Source organism: Serratia sp. Nf2, from assembly GCF_003028435.1.
GTDB classification, from domain to species: Bacteria; Pseudomonadota; Gammaproteobacteria; order Enterobacterales; family Enterobacteriaceae; genus Serratia; species Serratia marcescens_L.
Genome location: NZ_PYTW01000004.1, coordinates 96,116 through 113,180 on the forward strand (window position 1 = coordinate 96,116; position 17,065 = coordinate 113,180).

Sequence of the window (17,065 nt, forward strand, 5' to 3'; positions counted from 1 at the left end):
CTAAACCCGATAGTTAACGCGAACCATCCGCGCCCACAGGGTGATGTAACTCGGGGTAAAATCTTACCGTTCGGGGCGGCAATAAGAAGAGATAAAGGCACAGAACTGTACGGAGCACCTTAGTGAACGAATGTGATACGTCGCAACAAATAACACATTGAATTAAATGATAAAAAACAATTCATAACGCGCAGATTTCATAATTTCACTTCCGATTTCATCTTTGCAAAAAGCGCCCTGCTTCTAATATCACGTTATTTCACCTTCCCAGAGCCTATTTTAGGGCTATTCTATGCGACGAATACCAGATCCTGGCAATGCAATGGCATATACACCAGAAAAGCAGATAAGAACTCACACGGTGGGCATCTTCCATGACGCCCGTTTTCATGGCGCGAGAAATCAGGCATGTCAGATTTTTACTTAGGACTATTCATTAAAAACACACGAAAATTTTTATAGGTATTTTCATGGAAAGAAATACGCCCGTAGCCTTTACCTGATGTGCTATCGAATTCTAAACGGGCATTTAAAAATGCGGTATTTTAGGCCCGCACACCTTTTAATTACATTTAATTAACGAAGCCTACTTATAAGAAAAAGGCAGCCTGGTTGCTATAAGCCACCCTATCTGCAGCCGTATTTCTGGGTATTATTCTCATTATACTGGAGCTTATTAATGAATCAGCGTTTGGATATCATCGGTATTGGCCTTGGCCCGTCGAATCTTAGCCTGGCGGCCTTAGGAAGTGAAATAGAGGGGTTTACAGGGCAATTTCTTGAACGCAAACCCCATTTCTCCTGGCACCCAGGGATGATCCTGGCAGATTGCAGCATGCAGACCAACTTTTTAAAAGATCTGGTGAGCGCGGTTGCCCCAACCAATCGCTACAGCTTTCTCAACTATCTGGTAAAAAACAGAAAGTTCTACCGCTTCCTGACAACGGAACAGCGCACCGCATCGCGTGAAGAGTTCGCCGATTACCTCACCTGGGCCGCCGGCGGAATGGGATCGTTGGCCTTCAATCAAGACGTTCAGCGGGTCGAATTTGACGATCGGCAGCGCCAGTTCGTGGTGACCACCTCGAATAAGGTCTTCCACGCCAAACACGTCAGCATAGGTATAGGCAAGAAAATAAAGTTGCCGGATTGTGTGACGGCACAAAGCGATCGCTGTTTCCACGCCAGCGAAATGATGCTGCGCAATCCCGATTTGACCGGCAAACGCGTGGCGATCGTCGGCGGCGGCCAGAGCGGCGCAGACCTGTTCCTGAATATTTTTAAAGGGGAATGGGGGCAGCCGGAGCAGCTCGACTGGATATCGCGCCGCAACAATTACAACGCGCTCGATGAAGCGGCCTTTGCCAACGAATACTTCACGCCCGATTACGTCGAGAGCTTTTACTCGCTGGATAGCGCGGCCAAGCGGCATATGCTGGCCGAACAGAAGATGACCTCAGACGGCATCACCAGTGAGTCGCTGTTGGCGATTTATCGCGCCATGTACCACCGCTTCGATGTCCTGCGCGAGAAATTATGGGTGCGCCTGCTGCCCAGCCGTTCGCTGACGGCCGTGAAACACACGCTGGATAACGCCTACCAACTCGAAACGCGTCATCATCTCGATCACGGCGAAGAAGCCTTCAAGGCGGACGTGGTGATCTTCGCCACCGGTTACCAATCGGCAACGCCAGAGTTCCTTGAGCCTTTGGCCCACCGTTTGCTGACCACTGCGGATGGCGAATACCGCATCGCCCCAGACTTTACCTTTGAGTGGGAAGGCCCGGCAGAGAACTGCTTATTCGCCATGAACGCCAGCATGCACAATCACGGCATCGCCGATCCGCAGTTGAGCCTGATGGCATGGCGATCGGCCCGCATTCTTAATCGGGCGTTAGACCACAAGCCATTTGATCTGGGAACCACGCCGACGGCCATTCAATGGCGCAGTGAAAGCGTGCCACCCGCGTTTTAAATACAAGAACGTCTTAATCATTGTCACTACGCTTTGATGGAATTACGTATATGAAAAGACAAGTCATTAAATTTATTGTAAAGCAGCTGGCCGTATTGGCCCCCGAATTCAAGGCCAGATTGCTCTACAAAAAAGCATTTGGCAAACCGTTAAACTTGCAGGCGCCATCCACCTGGAATGAAAAGATCAATCACCTGAAGTTGAATGGCTATCGCCACAATGCATTGGTGAAGCAGTGTGCAGATAAATATGCGGTAAGACAGTACATCAAAGAAAAAGGGTGCGAAGAGATCCTTAATGAATTGTACTTTGCCTGTGATTCAGTAAACGATATTCCGTGGGACGCATTACCGGACAAGTTTGTGATCAAAGGAAATCACGGTTCCGGGTATAACCTGATTTGCCAGAATAAAAAATTGCTGAATATCACGAGCGCCAAAAAATTGATCGATGGCTGGATGAAAGACGATTATTGGAAAACCTATGTAGAACTCAACTACAAAGGGATACAAAAAAAGATCATTGGGGAGAAATATATCGAATCGGCCAATGGTCACGGGCCTGAAGACTATAAAATCTATTGTTTCCGCGGTGTGCCTTACTGCACGTTGCTGTGTGTCGGCAGAGATACCGGGTCGCCGAAATATTACTTCTTCGACAAAGATTTCAAGTTTCTGTGCTACAGCGATGACTGCCTGGCTTTGAGCCAGGAAGAAATAGACGCCTTCGTGAAGCCAGAAGGCTACGATGAGCTGTTTGAGTACGCCTCACGCTTGTCCGCGCCCTTCGAGTTTGTTCGCGTTGATTTCTACATCTCCAAAGGCCAGATCATTTTCGGCGAGCTGACCTTTACCCCTTCCGCCGGGCTGGATACGGATATCCTGGCGCCGACCGATGTTTTGCTTGGCGAGATGTTGACGTTGCAACAGCACTGATTTTCACCTGGCCCCACGGTGAAGATTGGCCGCGCCTGAGGAAAAATACCGGCCGGTACGTTTGCCGCCCGCCAGTCGGTATTACCTTGGGGGTTATCGGGCCGAGGCTCTCACCTGTTCTGCCGCCGTGACGGCAACATCCCTAGCCTCCCGCCCTTGGCTGCCCGCAACCGACCCAGGGGCAATACCTCAACCAGGTTGCATAACCATTTGAAAAACAATGATATTGAGAGATTAATAAGAATCACTTACATATTTATAATAAAATGTTCTATATGCATAGGAAGCTATAATATAAGATACAGGAAAGTTTCCCTGGTGTTGTTGTGTGTCTTTGCCCTATTTTATAGGGCTTTTTTTGCCAAATATCGTTGATAACCGTGATTTTTTACCTGCCTTCTCTATTCCCCGCCCTATAGAAATCATAACCATTTCTAATTAATTGTAATCTCTCTTATTCCTGACTTATCAATAATAACAAGGGGTTGCTATTAACCCGGCAAAGTAACTGGTAGCCCTCTTCCGGGTTTTGGCCGCCTTTCGCGGCCGGAATGTCCGCCCTAAAGGTAGGTTTTTACCGGCCCCGCACGGATGCTACTATCAGCCTTTTTCGAGGATGTTGATCCGCATGTTCTTGTCCAACCGGCATTTTATCTCCGCGCTTCTGGCACTCGCCATCGGCCTTTGGCTGCCGGGCTCCGCGCTGGCCAGGCCCGATTTGGAACGCAAGATCGGCACTACCGTAGCCGATAGCGATTCTGCGGATTACCGTTTCAGCGATCTGCGCTTCACCTCCGCCGATGGCCAACGGCATTACCGCGTTCGCATCGCCCAGCCGCGTCGGGCGCCTGCGCCTGGCGGCTATCCAACGGTTTATTTCCTCGACGGCAATGCGGTACTGATGGAGTTAAACGCCGCCTTACTGGCCAAATTGGCCGCGGCGAAGCGGCCGCCGGTGCTGATAATGATCGGCTATGACAACGATCTGCGCATCGATGCCGCCGGCCGCGCCTACGACTATACGCTCCCTCTGCCGGCAGGCATGAAGAAACCGCCGCGGGCCAGCGGAGGCGCGGATGCGTTCCTGCAATTGATTGAAACTCGGATCAAACCGGCGATTGCCGCCAAACTGGCGGTCGATCCGCAGCGGCAAACGCTGTGGGGCCACTCCTATGGCGGGCTCTTCGTTCTGCACACGTTGTTCACCCATCCCACCACCTTCCAGCGCTACATCGCCGTAGAACCCTCGCTGTGGTGGGGCAACGGCATGATCTTGCAAGAAGCGCAGCAGATGACGGAACGACGTGCGGTGCCGGAGACGGAGACAAGGTTACAACTGTGGGTTGGCCTGGCGGAACGCGATCGCGCGACCCCGCCCGGCGTGAAGAGCCCCATTCTGCCGGCAGACGCGGTGCATTTGCTGGCCGAACAGCTGACGCAGCTCGGCGGTCTCACCGTCGGCTATCGGGAATGGCCCGCCTTGGGGCACGGCGCTATGCTGGGTGCGGCCATCGAGCCGGCGCTAAGCAGCGTCATCGCAGAGGACTGAGTCCGCGGATCAGAAGGTGTCGGCCACATTTTCATCTGCGGCGCATATCTTCTGCCAAGAAGAGTGTTTACTATCTGAGACAGGGAATGACGGCCGTGGGTGGGCGCGTCAAAAAACAAAGTGGCTCCCCCGTCGGCAAGTGAGCTTGCTCTATCCGGTGGAGCCATACAGTACTGCAGTTTTCCCGGTGGGGCCCTGGTGAGGCGCAAGTTAGGAAAAGATGGTGTAAGCAGGGCATTTCAGCGTTTTAATACCGCCTGTTTCACTATTTTCTTCTCCCTGTGACGCCTACTATAAGCGCCCGTTCACCGGGTGGAAAAGGGTGAAAACCACCCTTGAAATACATTAATGAAAGTGATATTAGAAGCGGTTGGGGCAAAAGCGCCTAGTTCAGTTTTGAATAATTAAATCAGGGAATTATATTAAAAATGAATATTAATATCACCGACAAACCCAACCCGCAGGATGAAGAGTTCGTTATCGACAGCCTTTGGGCGCACAATCACAAAACCCAGCCCGTAGACATTCACCCGCTGTTCCTGACCGTCACCGACGACAATCAGCAGATCGTCGGCGGCCTGGTCGCACGCACCTGGTGGGGCGGTCTGGAAGTGCAGTATCTGTGGGTTGGCGATCAATGCCGCAAATGCGGATACGGCCGCCAATTGATGGAGTTGGCCGAAGAAGAAGCCCGCAAGCGCGGTTGCCATATGGCCTATGTCGACACCTTCGATTTCCAGGCCAGAGGCTTCTACGAAAAACTGGGCTACCGGGTCTACGGCGAGCTGGGCGACTATGCACATCGCCACACCCGCCATTACCTGGCTAAAAGCCTGTAACGCGGCCTGAGCGGCACAGAGGTGGGTATGGGGTCATCGCATAAAAATAATGAATCTTATTTTAAGGGCCTCATCACCATGATGGAGCACCTGAGCGAACCCTGGGGCATCAAAGACCAACTGTCCCGCCACCTCTATATGAACCGCGCCGCTTATCTCTATACCAATACGCCGCTGAATTTCGACGTCGCCGGCAAATATGACCACGAGTTCCCCGCCGACTGGGCCGACTCCGCCGCCGACTTTATCGAACATGACAAGATGACCGAAGCGGCGCGCGATCGGGTCACGGTCATAGAAACGCACTACTGGTACGGCAAAGACAGCCTGACGCCGTTTATCAGCGAAAAGCTGCCGGTGTACAACGATGACAAACAGGTGATTGGCGTGATCTGGAACGCCAAGCCAATGAACAGCCTGTCGCCGCTGAAATACATCAATCAGCAAAAACCCAGCGTGTTGACCACCGAAGTCAATAACGAGCTGTTCACCCGTGCCGAACTCGATGTCATTTTTCTTATGCTGCAACGATTTACAGTGAAAGAGATCGCCAAAATCTATAACGTCAGCAATAAGACCATCGAAAACCGCATTTATAACATTTACCAGAAGGCCAACGTGCATACTCAGCAGCAATTTGAAGAGTACTGCAAATACGCCAACCTGGATAACTACATTCCCGATCGCCTGATAACCAAAGGCATTCAGTTTATTTGAACCGCAAGGAAGATCTCACCGTGATAAAGATCGAAGATTATCCGCTCACCCGGGTGCCGCAGGATAAACGAGTTTCGTTTTTAAGCGTGGCCATCGTGCATATGGGCATGCTGACCGCGCTGGACCAGTTCATGCTCGGCGCCGTGCTCGGCAACTCCATGACGCTGATTGACGCCTTCACCGCCATTTTCGTCGGCAGCCTGATCTTCGGCGTGGTGACCTACGGCCTGGGGCTGGCGGGCATGCGCGAAGGCATTTCCGGCAGCCTGCTGGCGCGCTGGTGCGGCTTCGGCCGTCTGGGTTCGGTGCTGATCGGCGTAGTGGTGGCCGTCAGCCTGCTGGGTTGGTTCGGCATTCAGAACGCCATTTTCGCCAAGTCGCTCGACTTCGCGCTCGGCAACAAGCTGGGCTTCGGCCTGGCCGCCGGGCTCTCGGGCACGCTGTTGACCATCCTGGTGGCATTCGGCTTCAAGGCACTGCGCATCGCCGCCCGTATCGCGGTACCGATGTTTATCATGCTGGTGGCCTTTATTTCGGTGACCGCGCTTTCCGGCCATAACCTGCAGGAGATCATCCAGCTGGCGCCGCCGGGTGAACCGCTGACCATCAGCGCCGGCATCACCATCGTCGTTGGCGGCGCCATCGTGGCCAGCCTGATGACCCCCGATCTGACCCGTTACTCCAAAAACGGCAAGCATGTGCTCGGCGTCACGCTCTTCACCATCATCGCCGGCGAGTTCGTGGTGAACGGCCTGGCGATCCTGATAGCCAAAACCCTGGGCACTGCGGATGTGGTCACCATCATGTCGCAAGCGGCCGGCGGCGCCGGTTTGCTGGTGGTGGTGTTCTCCACCCTGCGCGTCAACGATCTCAACCTTTACTCTTCTTCGCTGGGCATCGTCAACGCGGTAGAAGGCATCACCGGCAAAAAGCTGAAGTACACCTACACCACGTTGGTGATCGGTATTCTGGGCACCACGCTGTCGGTACTGGGCATTCTTGACCGCTTTGTCGACTTCCTGACGGTGCTTGGCGTGGTCTTCCCGCCGATTATCGGCATCATGCTGGTGGACTATTATCTGCTGCGCAGCCACCGCAAGATCCTGGACGAGAGCCGCCGTACCGGCCAGTTGCCGAGCGAAACGCCAACCATCGGCTGGGCGGCGATCGTCGCCAGCATCGCCGGCGGCGTCGTTGGCTTGGCGACCGAATGGGGCGTGCCGACCATCAATTCCCTGGTAGCCGCCAGCCTGCTGTATTGGGTGCTTAAACTGGCCTTCCGCCGGGCGCAACAACCGCTGGCCTCGCAGAAGTCGCTCTGATTTTCGCGCACGCGCTAATGCACTCCTCCGGTGACGGGGGAGTGTTTGACGCTAGAGAAGGGAGATTCAGTGCAAAAGGAGGGGCCGATCGCGCAGACAAACGGCCGTGGTAGTTAGGGTCCCTGGTGTCGGTAGCAAGCTATCCATTATGCTCAGAGCGTGGCAACGCCCCCTCTGGGCTTTTTATTATAAAAATTGTTGGCTTCCGTGTTTTTATCATAAAGAAAAACTTCAGCTTGCATGAACAGTAGCCCATGAAATCGGCTTTGGTCAACATAAAAGTAAACATAAAACCGGCTTTTGTGTTCACTTTTCCATAAGCAAAACCTAATCAATTGATTTACACGGCTTTATCTTTCGTGCAGAGAAGGCAAGCCTCCCCGCTGATATCACTGCGCTAAACGGCTGACGAGAAACAATAATTACCGCCAATAATCAGCCTGTTACCTACTCCTCAGCGCCTTTTTATCTGGACAACGCCAATGCGTAGGATATAGTGAAGCCTGCGTAATGTTTGTAAGGACAGCCAATGAAAACCACCAACGCACAGCGCAAAATCAACATCATTAAAAATATTGAATATCTGATGCGTACACGCGGTGAAACCAAGGCTTCCTTTTCCAATCGCAGCGGCCTGACGCGCACGACTCTCTACAAAATTCTTGACGGAAGAGTGAACAACGTTCAGCAATCCACCGTGAATCGGATCTCCGATTTCTTCGGTGTCTCCTGTGAAGAGATCGAAGATTACGATCTGGAAAAGCTGGAGCTGCTCAACGAAACGCTGTCCACCGAAGGCAACAAGAACCCTTCCGCCATTCCGGTGATCCCGCAGTCGCGCTATCTGGCCGTCTCGCAGCGCAAGATCGGGCAACTGGTCACCGAGTTTCCTCTGACTTATTTCTTCGGCGATGAGTCGAACATGTTGGCAATGAAAATAGAGACCGAAATTAAAGGGTCATTTATTCCCGGCGAAGTCATCATCATCAAACGACCGCCGGTACTGATTTGCGATTCGCCTTTGCTGTATCACTCGGGAAAAAGTGGCTTCTTTGTGGTTGACGACAAAGACAGCGAAAGCATGGACAAACGCCCTCAGGACACCGTGCAATTCCTGGGTTACATCGTTGGAGAAAGGTTATAAATGGAACCGAATCAGAAGTTCAAGCTGTTGGGCTTCACCCGGCATGGCACCATCGCGGCCAATGTCATGGTCTTGGCCACCGGCAAAACCATTACCATGGGGCTAAATGAGCTGGCCGATAGCGAAATATCAGAAGATCTGAGCCGGCACGAGCTGCAGGCGCTGTACCGCAAACTCTATGGCGACAACCAACAAAAAACCGCCTACGAGCTCAGCGATCGCCACGAACGCTCCTGGTACGCCTACCTGATTATTACCGTGGCGCTCAGCGTGATTTATATTTTCTCAACGCTGTGCGGCGTCAAACCGATCCAAATCCCGGTGCTGAATCTCATCACGCCGCCGGCGATCTTCATTTACCCGCTCACGTTCATTCTGGTGGATATCCTCAACGAATTCTATGGCTTACGGCTGGCAAGGCGCACCATCATCATCTCGTTTATCGCCAACCTGACCTTCGTCCTGGGAGTTTGGGTAACGACGCTGGTGCCAAGCATTCCGCAGTGGGAGTACAGCGAGACCTACAACGGCATCGTGCACAGCATCATGGCGGTGCTGGTGGCCTCGTCGGCGGCCTATCTGATCTCCGAGAACGTCAACTCCTACCTGCTCTGCAAAATCAAAGAGTTGACCAACTCCCGCTACCTGTTTGTGCGCGTGATCACCAGCACCGTAGTGGCGTCGGCCATCGACAGCGTGGTGTTCTGTACGCTGGCGTTCTACAACGTGCTGAGCTGGGACATCATCAAAACCATGATCCTGTCGCAGTTCCTGATCAAGGTGGTTTACGCCCTGCTGGGCGTCGGGCCGATCTACGCCACCCGCAGTCTGTTTAACCGCTACATCAATACCGAACAAGCAAAAGGCAATGAATATGCATATCCAAAAGCAAGATAAAATCACCCATCTTGGCGCCAATTCCGATTATCCGGATCAATATGCTCCCGCATTGCTCGAAGCCTTGCCGCGTGCGCGCGGCCGCGATCTGATCGGCGTGGACGAGCGGCAGCTGCCGTTCAGCGGCTTTGATCTGTGGACCGCCTTCGAGCTGTCCTGGCTCAACGCCAAGGGCAAGCCGGTGGTGGGCATCGGCGAATTTACCTTCCCGCACTCGTCGTCGAACCTGATCGAATCCAAGTCGTTCAAGCTGTATCTCAACAGCTTCAACCAAACGCGCTTCGACAGCGTGGAACAGGTGAGCGCCGCCATGCAGCAAGATCTGTCGCAGGCGGCCAACGGCCAGGTCACCGTCAAGCTCTATCCAGGGCTGGATGGTTACCCGGTGCAGATCGAGCGCCTGCCGGGCATCAACATCGACGATCTGGATATCGCGATCGACGACTTCGCCTTCAAACCGGAATACCTGAGCGGCGCGGCCGAGAGAGGGGAACCGGTGTCGGAGACGCTGTCTTCCAATCTGCTGAAATCCAACTGCCTGGTCACCAACCAGCCGGACTGGGGCAGCGTGGTGATCCGCTATGAAGGCCGCAAAATCGATCGTGAAAGCCTGCTGCGCTACCTGATCTCCTTCCGCCAGCACAACGAATTCCACGAGCAGTGCGTCGAGCGCATTTTCAACGACATCAAGCAGAGCTGCCGCCCGGAAAAACTCAGCGTGTTCGCGCGCTACACCCGCCGCGGCGGCCTGGACATCAACCCCTTCCGCAGCGATTTCGAAACGGCGCCGGCGCTCGGCCGCCTGATCAGACAGTAAGCGTTATCCCCCAATGCTCCCGCCGGGGAGCATTGTTTCCCTCGCTTTCATCTCCCTGTTATTTTTCGCCATTATCGTCGTCAGCGGCTATCTTCAAAGCACACTGACGGAGATTAACGACGCATGCCTGACCTTTCACGCAGAGACATCCTGCGGGCTGCCGCCATCGGATCGGCTTTCTCGCTGTTGCCCGCCTCGATTCGCAAAGCGCTGGCCATTCCCGCCAATAACCGCACCGGCACCCTGCGCGACGTCGAACACGTGGTGATCCTGATGCAGGAGAACCGCTCTTTCGACCACTACTTCGGCACCCTGCCGGGCGTGCGCGGCTTCAGCGATCGCTTTACCATCCCATTGCCCGGCGGCCGCCACGTCTGGCAGCAGCAGGGGGCCGAGCGGCTGGTGTTGCCCTACCACCTTGACAGCAAACGCGGCAACGCCCAGCGCGTCACCGGCACGCCGCACTCGTGGGTAGATGAGCAAGCCGCCTGGGATCACGGCCGCATGAGCGCCTGGCCCACCTACAAAACGCCGGCCTCAATGGGCTACTACCGTCAGCAGGAGCTGCCGTTCCAGTTCGCGCTGGCCAACGCCTTTACCCTGTGCGACGCCTATCACTGCGCTATTCACGCCGGCACCAACACCAACCGACTGTTCCACTGGACCGGCACCAACGGCCCGTCCGCCGCCGACGTGGCGGTGGTGGTCAACGAATGGGACAGCCCCGGCCCGGCGGAGATCGGCTACCAGTGGACAACCTATCCGGAACGGCTGGAGGCGAGCGGCGTCAGTTGGAAGGTGTACCAATTCCTGCCGGACAACTTTACCGACAACCCGCTGGCGGGTTTTCGTCAATACCGCGCCGCCAGCATTCAGGTGGGCAACCCGGCGCGGCCGCCGAAAGACTTCAACGCTTTCGTGCCCTATCGCGAGGCGCTCAACGAGGCCGCGCCGCTGTACAAAGGCAACGGCAACACCCTGCCGGCCGCCGACGGCAACGATCTGGATGCCATGCTGGCCGGATTCCGCTCCGACGTACAGCAGGGCAAACTGCCGCAGGTCAGCTGGATCATCGCGCCGGCGGCCTATTCGGAACACCCCGATCCCTCCAGCCCGGTGCAGGGCGGCTGGTTCACCCAAGAGATCCTCAACGCGCTGACCGACAACCCGGAGGTGTGGAGTAAAACCGTCCTGCTGGTCAACTACGACGAAAACGACGGCTTTTTTGACCATATGCCTTCGCCTTCCGCACCCTCGCTTCGCGAAGACGGCAGCTTCGCCGGTAAATCGACGGTGCCGTTCGACACCGAGATCTTCCAGCACGTGGCGCCGCCCGGTTCGCAGGATCAGCCGCCGCCGGACGGCCGCATCTACGGCCCCGGCCCACGGGTGCCGATGCTGGTGCTGTCGCCCTGGAGCCGCGGCGGCTGGGTCAATTCGCAGGTTTTCGATCACACCTCGGTGCTGCAATTCCTGGAAAAGCGCTTTCAGGTGCATGAACCCAACATCAGCGCCTGGCGCCGCGCGATATGTGGCGATCTCACCTCGGCGTTCAACTTTGTCGATCCTAACGGCGAAGCGCTGCCGAGCCTGCCCGCCACCAATCGCCACGCCGCCGATGGCCTGCGCCAGCGCCAGGAACAGCTGCCGCAGGTGCCCCTGCCGCCCCCCACCCACCAGCGTTTGCCGCACCAACGCCGCCTGGCGCGCCCTTCCCGCGCGTTGCCCTACCAGCTGCACGTCGAGGCCGCCGTCGCAGCCGAGCAGCGTCGCGTGACGCTGAACCTGTTCAATACCGGCGAGCAGGGAGCGGTGTTTCACGTCTACGATCGCCGGGACCTCACGCAGATCCCGCGCCGCTATACCGTCGAGGCCGGCAAGGCGGTCAGCGATGACTGGCAGATGGAGGATGAGTACCATCTGTGGTTGCTCGGCCCCAACGGCTTTCATCGCGAGCTGCGCGGCGCCCTGAGCCGGCCGCAGCCGGAGGTGCGTCTGCGCCCGACGGGCCGCAGCCTGCTGCTGCTGCTGAATAATCCGGGCACCGAAGCGATAGCGGTCACCCTCGAACGCTGCCCTTACACGCAGCAAGGCCCGTGGCCTATCACGCTGCCTGCGGGCGGCAGCCACCAGCAAGCGTTTGACGCTCGCGCCGGCGGCGGTTGGTACGATTTTACGCTGCAAAGCCAGGGAGGTTGGCTGCGCCGCCTGGCGGGGCGGCTGGAGGATGGCGAACACAGCGTCAGCGACCCGCTGATGGGCCAGGGGTAACCGATCGGCATCAAGGGAGTTCAAAAAGCGAAAGGATATCGCTTATCATTGCGCTCTCGTTCTTCGCCGATTACCCAAGGATCTTCATGCCCGCTGTTCTTATCGCCAAAGCCGGCCGCTGGTTGGCCACCTGTGTATTGCTGTTGGCCGGCGCCGCTCAAGCCGCGCCGATCGTCGTCACCGATGTCGCCGGCCGCCAGGTCACCCTGCCGCAACCGGCCAAACGCGTTATTCTGGCCGACGCTCGCGCGCTGCTGGCGCTGAATATTCTGCACCCGCAGCAGCCGCTGAAAAACATCATCGCCTGGGACAACTCGCTGAAGGTCAAAGCGCCGGATCTGGTTGAAGCCTACGCGAAAAAATTTCCGCAGGTCATGCAAATCCCTACCTTCGACAATCCCTACACCAGTGATTTCAGCGTGGAAAGCGCGGTGGTGCGCCAACCGGATCTGATCATTTTCGACATCGGCCTGCTGAGCAAATTGAAAGACAGCGGCGTACTGACCCAGCTGGAAAAAGTCGGCATCCCGGTGCTGATCATCGATTTTCGCCAGCAGCCGCTGACCAATACCGTCGCCAGCATGACGCTATGGGGTAAAGTGTTTGACGAGCAGCCCAACGCCGACGCCTTTATCCGTCTCTATCAGCAGCGCCTCGAACTGGTGCGGCAGCGGGTCGCCACGCTGAAGCCGGAGCAACGCCCCAGCGTCTTTATCGAGCGCAGCGCCGGCATCAAAGGCGAACAGTGCTGCAACACCTTCGGCAAGGGCAGCTTCGGTCAGTTCATCGATACCGCCGGCGGCAACAATATCGGCAGTAAGCTGTTTTCAGACATGGGCGGTGAAGTGAATGTCGAGCAGGTGATTAGCAGCAACCCGGATTTCTATCTGCTGACCGGCGCCGACTGGAGTCGCGGGCATCGCGGCACGCTGGCGGTGCCGCTGGGTTACACCACCGATATGGCCACCAGCCAAAAGAAACTGGCGCATCTGCTGGATCGCACCGGCATTAACGTGCTGAAAGCGGTGAAAGAAAAACGCGTGATGGCGATTTACCATCAATTTTACGACACGCCGCTCAACTTTATCGCCGTTGAGGCGATCGCCAAATTCCTGCACCCGGCGCTGTTTAAAGATATTGATCCGCAAGCGGATATCGAAATGGTGCACCAGAAATTCACCGCGCTGGATTACAGCGGCGTCTTCTGGCTTACACCGCAATAACCCCCGCCAGGGCCCGCCAGCCGGGCCCTGTTTCCCGCATTCATTATTTAGTTACCCGCTTAACTATCCCGTAACAATTCTATTTACTTGCCAATAATTATCATTAAGATTGTCTTTTCTAAAAAAACACATCCGGGTCTGAAACTCTTAAGGCATTATTATGTCATCTCTTTTTCGGCTTTCCTTGCTGACGGCTTCCATCGCCGTCGCGTTCCCTGTCCTTGCTACTGATAACTCATCTCAAAACGATACCGACACCGTGACCGTCGTCGGCAACTGGCTGGACAACCCTGATACCAGTTCGGTGCTGCTCAACCATCCGGGCGCGCGTTCCATCGTCACCCAGCAGCAGATGCACGAGCAAGGCGACCAGACCATCGCCGATAGCCTGCGCGGCGTGCCCGGCGTGCAGGTGCGCGACAGCAACGGCACCGGCGGCAGCGACATCTCGCTCAACGTCGGCGTGCGCGGCCTGACTTCGCGTCTTTCTCCACGCTCCACCATTCTGATGGACGGCGTCCCGCTGGCGGTCGCGCCTTACGGCCAGCCGCAGCTGTCGATGGCTCCGCTGTCTATCGGTAATCTGCAATCGGTGGACGTGGTGCGCGGCGGCGGAGCGGTGCGCTACGGGCCGCAGAACGTCGGCGGCGTGATCAATTTCGTTACCCGAGACATTCCCAAAACGTTTGGCGGCACCGCCGGCGTACAAACCCAGGGCGCCAGCCACGGCGGCCTGAAGACCCTGACCAGCGCCTCCGTGGGTGGCACCGCAGACAACGGCTTCGGCGCCGAGCTGCTCTACTCCGGCCTGCACGGCCAGGGCTACCGCGACAACAACGACAACACCGACATCGACGATTTCATGCTGAAAACGCGTTATGCGTTTACCGATCGCGACGAACTGTTGGCCAATTTCCACTACTACGACGCCAAAGCCGGCATGCCGGGCGGGCTGAGCACCGCGCAGTACGCGCAGAACCCGTTCCAGTCCACGCGGCCGTGGGACCAGTTCGAAGGCCGCCGCAAGGATATGTCGTTCAAGTACAAACATCAGGAAGACGACAAGCAGTTCGAAGTGTTGACCTACTTCACCGACAGCTACCGCGGCAGCAACATCGAATCGGAAGGCACCGGCAAAAACACGGGCCAGCGGCGCATGGTCTCCTATCCGCGTCACTATTCAACCTGGGCTATCGAACCTAGCTATTCGCAGGTCTTCCGCTTCTGGGATATGGCGCACGAGATCACCCTCGGTTACCGTTACCTGAATGAAACCATGGACGAAAAGGCGTCGCGTTCGGCCTGGTATAACCCGGCGAATATCGGCTCGACGCCGGATACCCCGGACTATTACCAGCACACCTCCGGCGGCACCGCGGCCAACGCGTTCTATATCGACGACACCATCAACGTCGGCAACTGGACGATCACGCCGGGCTTGCGTTATGAAAGCATCCGCACCCACGTGGACGATTCGTTCAACAACATCAGCCGCGAGAAAAGCTACAGCGAACCGCTGCCGTCCTTGAACGTGATGTACCACCTGTCCGACGCCTGGAAACTGTTCGCCAACGCCAACACGTCGTTCGGCAGCATGCAGTATTTCCAACTGACCAAAGGCGGCAACGGCAACCAACCTGCGCCGGGACTGACGGCGGAAAAAGCGCACACCTATGAATTCGGCACCCGCTACGACGATACCGTGGTCAAAGCCGAAGCCACGCTGTTCTACATCGACTTCGATAACCAGCTGCAGTACATCAGCAACGACGTGGGCTGGACCAATATGGGCGCCACCAAGCATAAAGGCATCGAGCTGGCGCTCAGCTACGATCTCAGCGAGCTGAACCGGGCGCTCGACGGTGCCAGCGTCTACACCAGCTATACCTACACCAAAGCCAGCACCGACAAGGGCGACTTCGCCGGTAAAGATCTGCCGTTCTACTCGCGCCAGGTGTATACCGTCGGCACTCGCTACGCCACCGGCAGCTGGGTATGGAATCTGGACGGTTACGCGCAGTCCAAACAGCATTCGCCAGGCACCGGGCCGGAGTACGTCACGCAGGAAAGCGCCGATGGTCAGTTCGGCGATATCGCCGGTTACATGGTGTGGAATATGCGCGGGGAATATAATTTCGGGCCGCAGCTATCGAACCTGACGCTGGGCGCCGGGGTGAAAAACCTGTTCGACCAGCGCTACTTCACCCGCTCCAACGACAATAACTTCGGCAAGTACGTCGGCGAACCGCGCACCTTCTTCGTGCAGGGGTCGATCGCTTTCTGATACCGAGGCCCCGCCGGGGCCTCGGTATCACCGACAGTAAAGGCGAAACAGGCGCGCCAGGTGCGCGCCCATCGGCGTCAGGGTGGTGTCCTTGCGTTGGATAAGATAAAACGTCGCTTTCGGCAGACTCTCTTCCAGCTCAAGCGGCACCAAATGCTTGCCCAGAATCGGATCCGAAATCACGTCCACGGACAGAATGCTAACAAAATCGCTCTGCGCCACCAGGCTGGTACAAGCCATAAAGGTCTCGCAGGTCACGCTGATAGACGGCGCCATGCCCAAGTCCCCGAACAGATCGTGCAATAGCCGGTAATAACTGCCTTTCGGTGTCGGCATGGTCCAGTCGCAGTGCTGCAGCTGTTTCAGCGAGGTCGCCCGCTCCATCGGATGCCCTTTGCGTACCACCACCCGATACTCTTTTTCCATCAGCCGTTCGTACTGCAGCTCGTTGTCGAGGCTGCTGGGGTAGTAGGTATTGACAGTAAAGTCCAGCTCGCCCTGGCGCAGTTCAGGGATCATCGACACCAGCTGCCCCTCGACGATGCGTACCTTCACGTTGGGATACTCACGATGAAACTGCGTGACCACCTGCGGCATCACGGTACGCGCAATGCTGCCACCAACGCCGATATTCACCGTGCCGCCCGCCAACCCCAACCGCTGTTGGATATCTTCCTGCGCCACCCGCAGCTCTTCAAGGATCAGGCTGGCATGCTGGAAAAAGTTATCGCCGCAGTCGGTCAATACCACACCCTGGCTACGGCGAATAAACAGCTTGGCGCCAAGCACCTCTTCCAGCTCCTGAATGGCCTTGGTCAGTGCAGGCTGGGAAAGGCGTGAGGTGCGGCTAGCGGCGCGGATGCTGCCTTGGCGGCTAACGTCCACAAATGCACGTAATTGGTGCAATTTTATCGAGGCTGGCATAGGCGAAAGGCGATAACCGTTATTTATCAATAGCAAGATATTGGCATCTTATTTAGCCAGATTCCATTGTGTACATTCGGAAAAAACATAATAAATAACCAAATTCTTATTTCGCTTAATTAAGCGCATTTTCTGCGCCAATAAGCGCCATTCACGGCAGTTAGTAAC

13 protein-coding genes are annotated in these 17,065 nt (G+C 56.1%); 12 read left to right on the forward strand and 1 reads right to left on the reverse strand.

All coding sequences use genetic code 11. The features are described 5' to 3' along the window. Positions 1 to 679: 679 nt before the first annotated feature. The 12 genes from C9411_RS10745 to C9411_RS10800 all read left to right on the forward strand — a co-directional run bounded on the left by C9411_RS10745 (position 680) and on the right by C9411_RS10800 (position 15,973). Entirely contained in the window at positions 680 to 1,975 is a 1,296-nt protein-coding gene (locus tag C9411_RS10745; RefSeq protein ID WP_107227040.1) for a lysine N(6)-hydroxylase/L-ornithine N(5)-oxygenase family protein, read from the forward strand. A gap of 50 nt (positions 1,976 to 2,025) precedes the next feature. After that, positions 2,026 to 2,910 (forward strand): ATP-grasp fold amidoligase family protein, encoded by an 885-nt coding sequence (locus C9411_RS10750; RefSeq protein WP_107227041.1) that lies wholly within the window; start codon positions 2,026 to 2,028, stop codon positions 2,908 to 2,910. Between the two features lie 628 nt (positions 2,911 to 3,538). Next, positions 3,539 to 4,459, forward strand: a complete 921-nt coding sequence (locus C9411_RS10755) for an alpha/beta hydrolase (RefSeq protein ID WP_063988761.1) — start codon at positions 3,539 to 3,541, stop codon at positions 4,457 to 4,459. Between the two features lie 428 nt (positions 4,460 to 4,887). Then, positions 4,888 to 5,298 carry a GNAT family N-acetyltransferase gene (locus C9411_RS10760; RefSeq protein WP_063988696.1) on the forward strand — a complete coding sequence of 137 codons (411 nt, stop codon included), beginning with the start codon at positions 4,888 to 4,890 and terminating at the stop codon, positions 5,296 to 5,298. 27 nt (positions 5,299 to 5,325) lie between these two features. Further along, entirely contained in the window at positions 5,326 to 6,015 is a 690-nt protein-coding gene (locus tag C9411_RS10765; RefSeq protein WP_033636032.1) for a PAS and helix-turn-helix domain-containing protein, read from the forward strand. A gap of 20 nt (positions 6,016 to 6,035) precedes the next feature. Next, complete coding sequence (locus tag C9411_RS10770) at positions 6,036 to 7,337, forward strand: cytosine permease (RefSeq protein ID WP_063988760.1); 1,302 nt, start codon at positions 6,036 to 6,038, stop codon at positions 7,335 to 7,337. Positions 7,338 to 7,866: 529 nt separating this feature from the next. Continuing rightward, the gene (locus C9411_RS10775) at positions 7,867 to 8,481 is read left to right on the forward strand and encodes a helix-turn-helix transcriptional regulator (protein ID WP_004937341.1); all 615 of its coding nucleotides are present in this window, start codon (positions 7,867 to 7,869) and stop codon (positions 8,479 to 8,481) included. Beyond that, entirely contained in the window at positions 8,482 to 9,378 is an 897-nt protein-coding gene (locus C9411_RS10780; RefSeq protein ID WP_004937338.1) for a queuosine precursor transporter, read from the forward strand. After that, complete coding sequence (gene queF, locus C9411_RS10785; RefSeq protein ID WP_107227042.1) at positions 9,356 to 10,195, forward strand: NADPH-dependent 7-cyano-7-deazaguanine reductase QueF; 840 nt, start codon at positions 9,356 to 9,358, stop codon at positions 10,193 to 10,195. The genes C9411_RS10780 and queF overlap by 23 nt, the downstream gene beginning before the upstream one ends. Positions 10,196 to 10,318: 123 nt before the next feature. Further along, the gene (locus tag C9411_RS10790) at positions 10,319 to 12,466 is read left to right on the forward strand and encodes a phosphocholine-specific phospholipase C (RefSeq protein WP_107227043.1); all 2,148 of its coding nucleotides are present in this window, start codon (positions 10,319 to 10,321) and stop codon (positions 12,464 to 12,466) included. A gap of 86 nt (positions 12,467 to 12,552) precedes the next feature. After that, positions 12,553 to 13,689, forward strand: a complete 1,137-nt coding sequence (locus C9411_RS10795) for an ABC transporter substrate-binding protein (protein WP_107227044.1) — start codon at positions 12,553 to 12,555, stop codon at positions 13,687 to 13,689. A gap of 160 nt (positions 13,690 to 13,849) precedes the next feature. Next, a complete protein-coding gene (locus C9411_RS10800; protein WP_063988691.1) occupies positions 13,850 to 15,973 on the forward strand; it encodes a TonB-dependent siderophore receptor in 2,124 nt (707 codons plus the stop codon). Between the two features lie 27 nt (positions 15,974 to 16,000). On the opposite strand, the gene C9411_RS10805 is transcribed toward C9411_RS10800, so the two are convergent. Beyond that, on the reverse strand, positions 16,001 to 16,897 hold the full coding sequence (locus tag C9411_RS10805; RefSeq protein ID WP_063988690.1) for a LysR family transcriptional regulator: 897 nt from the start codon (positions 16,895 to 16,897) through the stop codon (positions 16,001 to 16,003). Between the last annotated feature and the right edge of the window lie 168 nt (positions 16,898 to 17,065).

Bases quoted from the DNA above. Each gene is read 5' to 3' on its own strand.
- C9411_RS10745 (WP_107227040.1), top strand. From the start codon at position 680: ATGAATCAGCGTTTGGATATCATCGGTATTGGCCTTGGCCCGTCGAAT.
- C9411_RS10750 (WP_107227041.1), top strand. From the start codon at position 2,026: ATGAAAAGACAAGTCATTAAATTTATTGTAAAGCAGCTGGCCGTATTG.
- C9411_RS10755 (WP_063988761.1), top strand. From the start codon at position 3,539: ATGTTCTTGTCCAACCGGCATTTTATCTCCGCGCTTCTGGCACTCGCC.
- C9411_RS10760 (WP_063988696.1), top strand. From the start codon at position 4,888: ATGAATATTAATATCACCGACAAACCCAACCCGCAGGATGAAGAGTTC.
- C9411_RS10765 (WP_033636032.1), top strand. From the start codon at position 5,326: ATGGGGTCATCGCATAAAAATAATGAATCTTATTTTAAGGGCCTCATC.
- C9411_RS10775 (WP_004937341.1), top strand. From the start codon at position 7,867: ATGAAAACCACCAACGCACAGCGCAAAATCAACATCATTAAAAATATT.
- C9411_RS10780 (WP_004937338.1), top strand. From the start codon at position 8,482: ATGGAACCGAATCAGAAGTTCAAGCTGTTGGGCTTCACCCGGCATGGC.
- queF (WP_107227042.1), top strand. From the start codon at position 9,356: ATGCATATCCAAAAGCAAGATAAAATCACCCATCTTGGCGCCAATTCC.
- C9411_RS10790 (WP_107227043.1), top strand. From the start codon at position 10,319: ATGCCTGACCTTTCACGCAGAGACATCCTGCGGGCTGCCGCCATCGGA.
- C9411_RS10795 (WP_107227044.1), top strand. From the start codon at position 12,553: ATGCCCGCTGTTCTTATCGCCAAAGCCGGCCGCTGGTTGGCCACCTGT.
- C9411_RS10800 (WP_063988691.1), top strand. From the start codon at position 13,850: ATGTCATCTCTTTTTCGGCTTTCCTTGCTGACGGCTTCCATCGCCGTC.
- C9411_RS10805 (WP_063988690.1), bottom strand. From the start codon at position 16,897: ATGCCAGCCTCGATAAAATTGCACCAATTACGTGCATTTGTGGACGTT.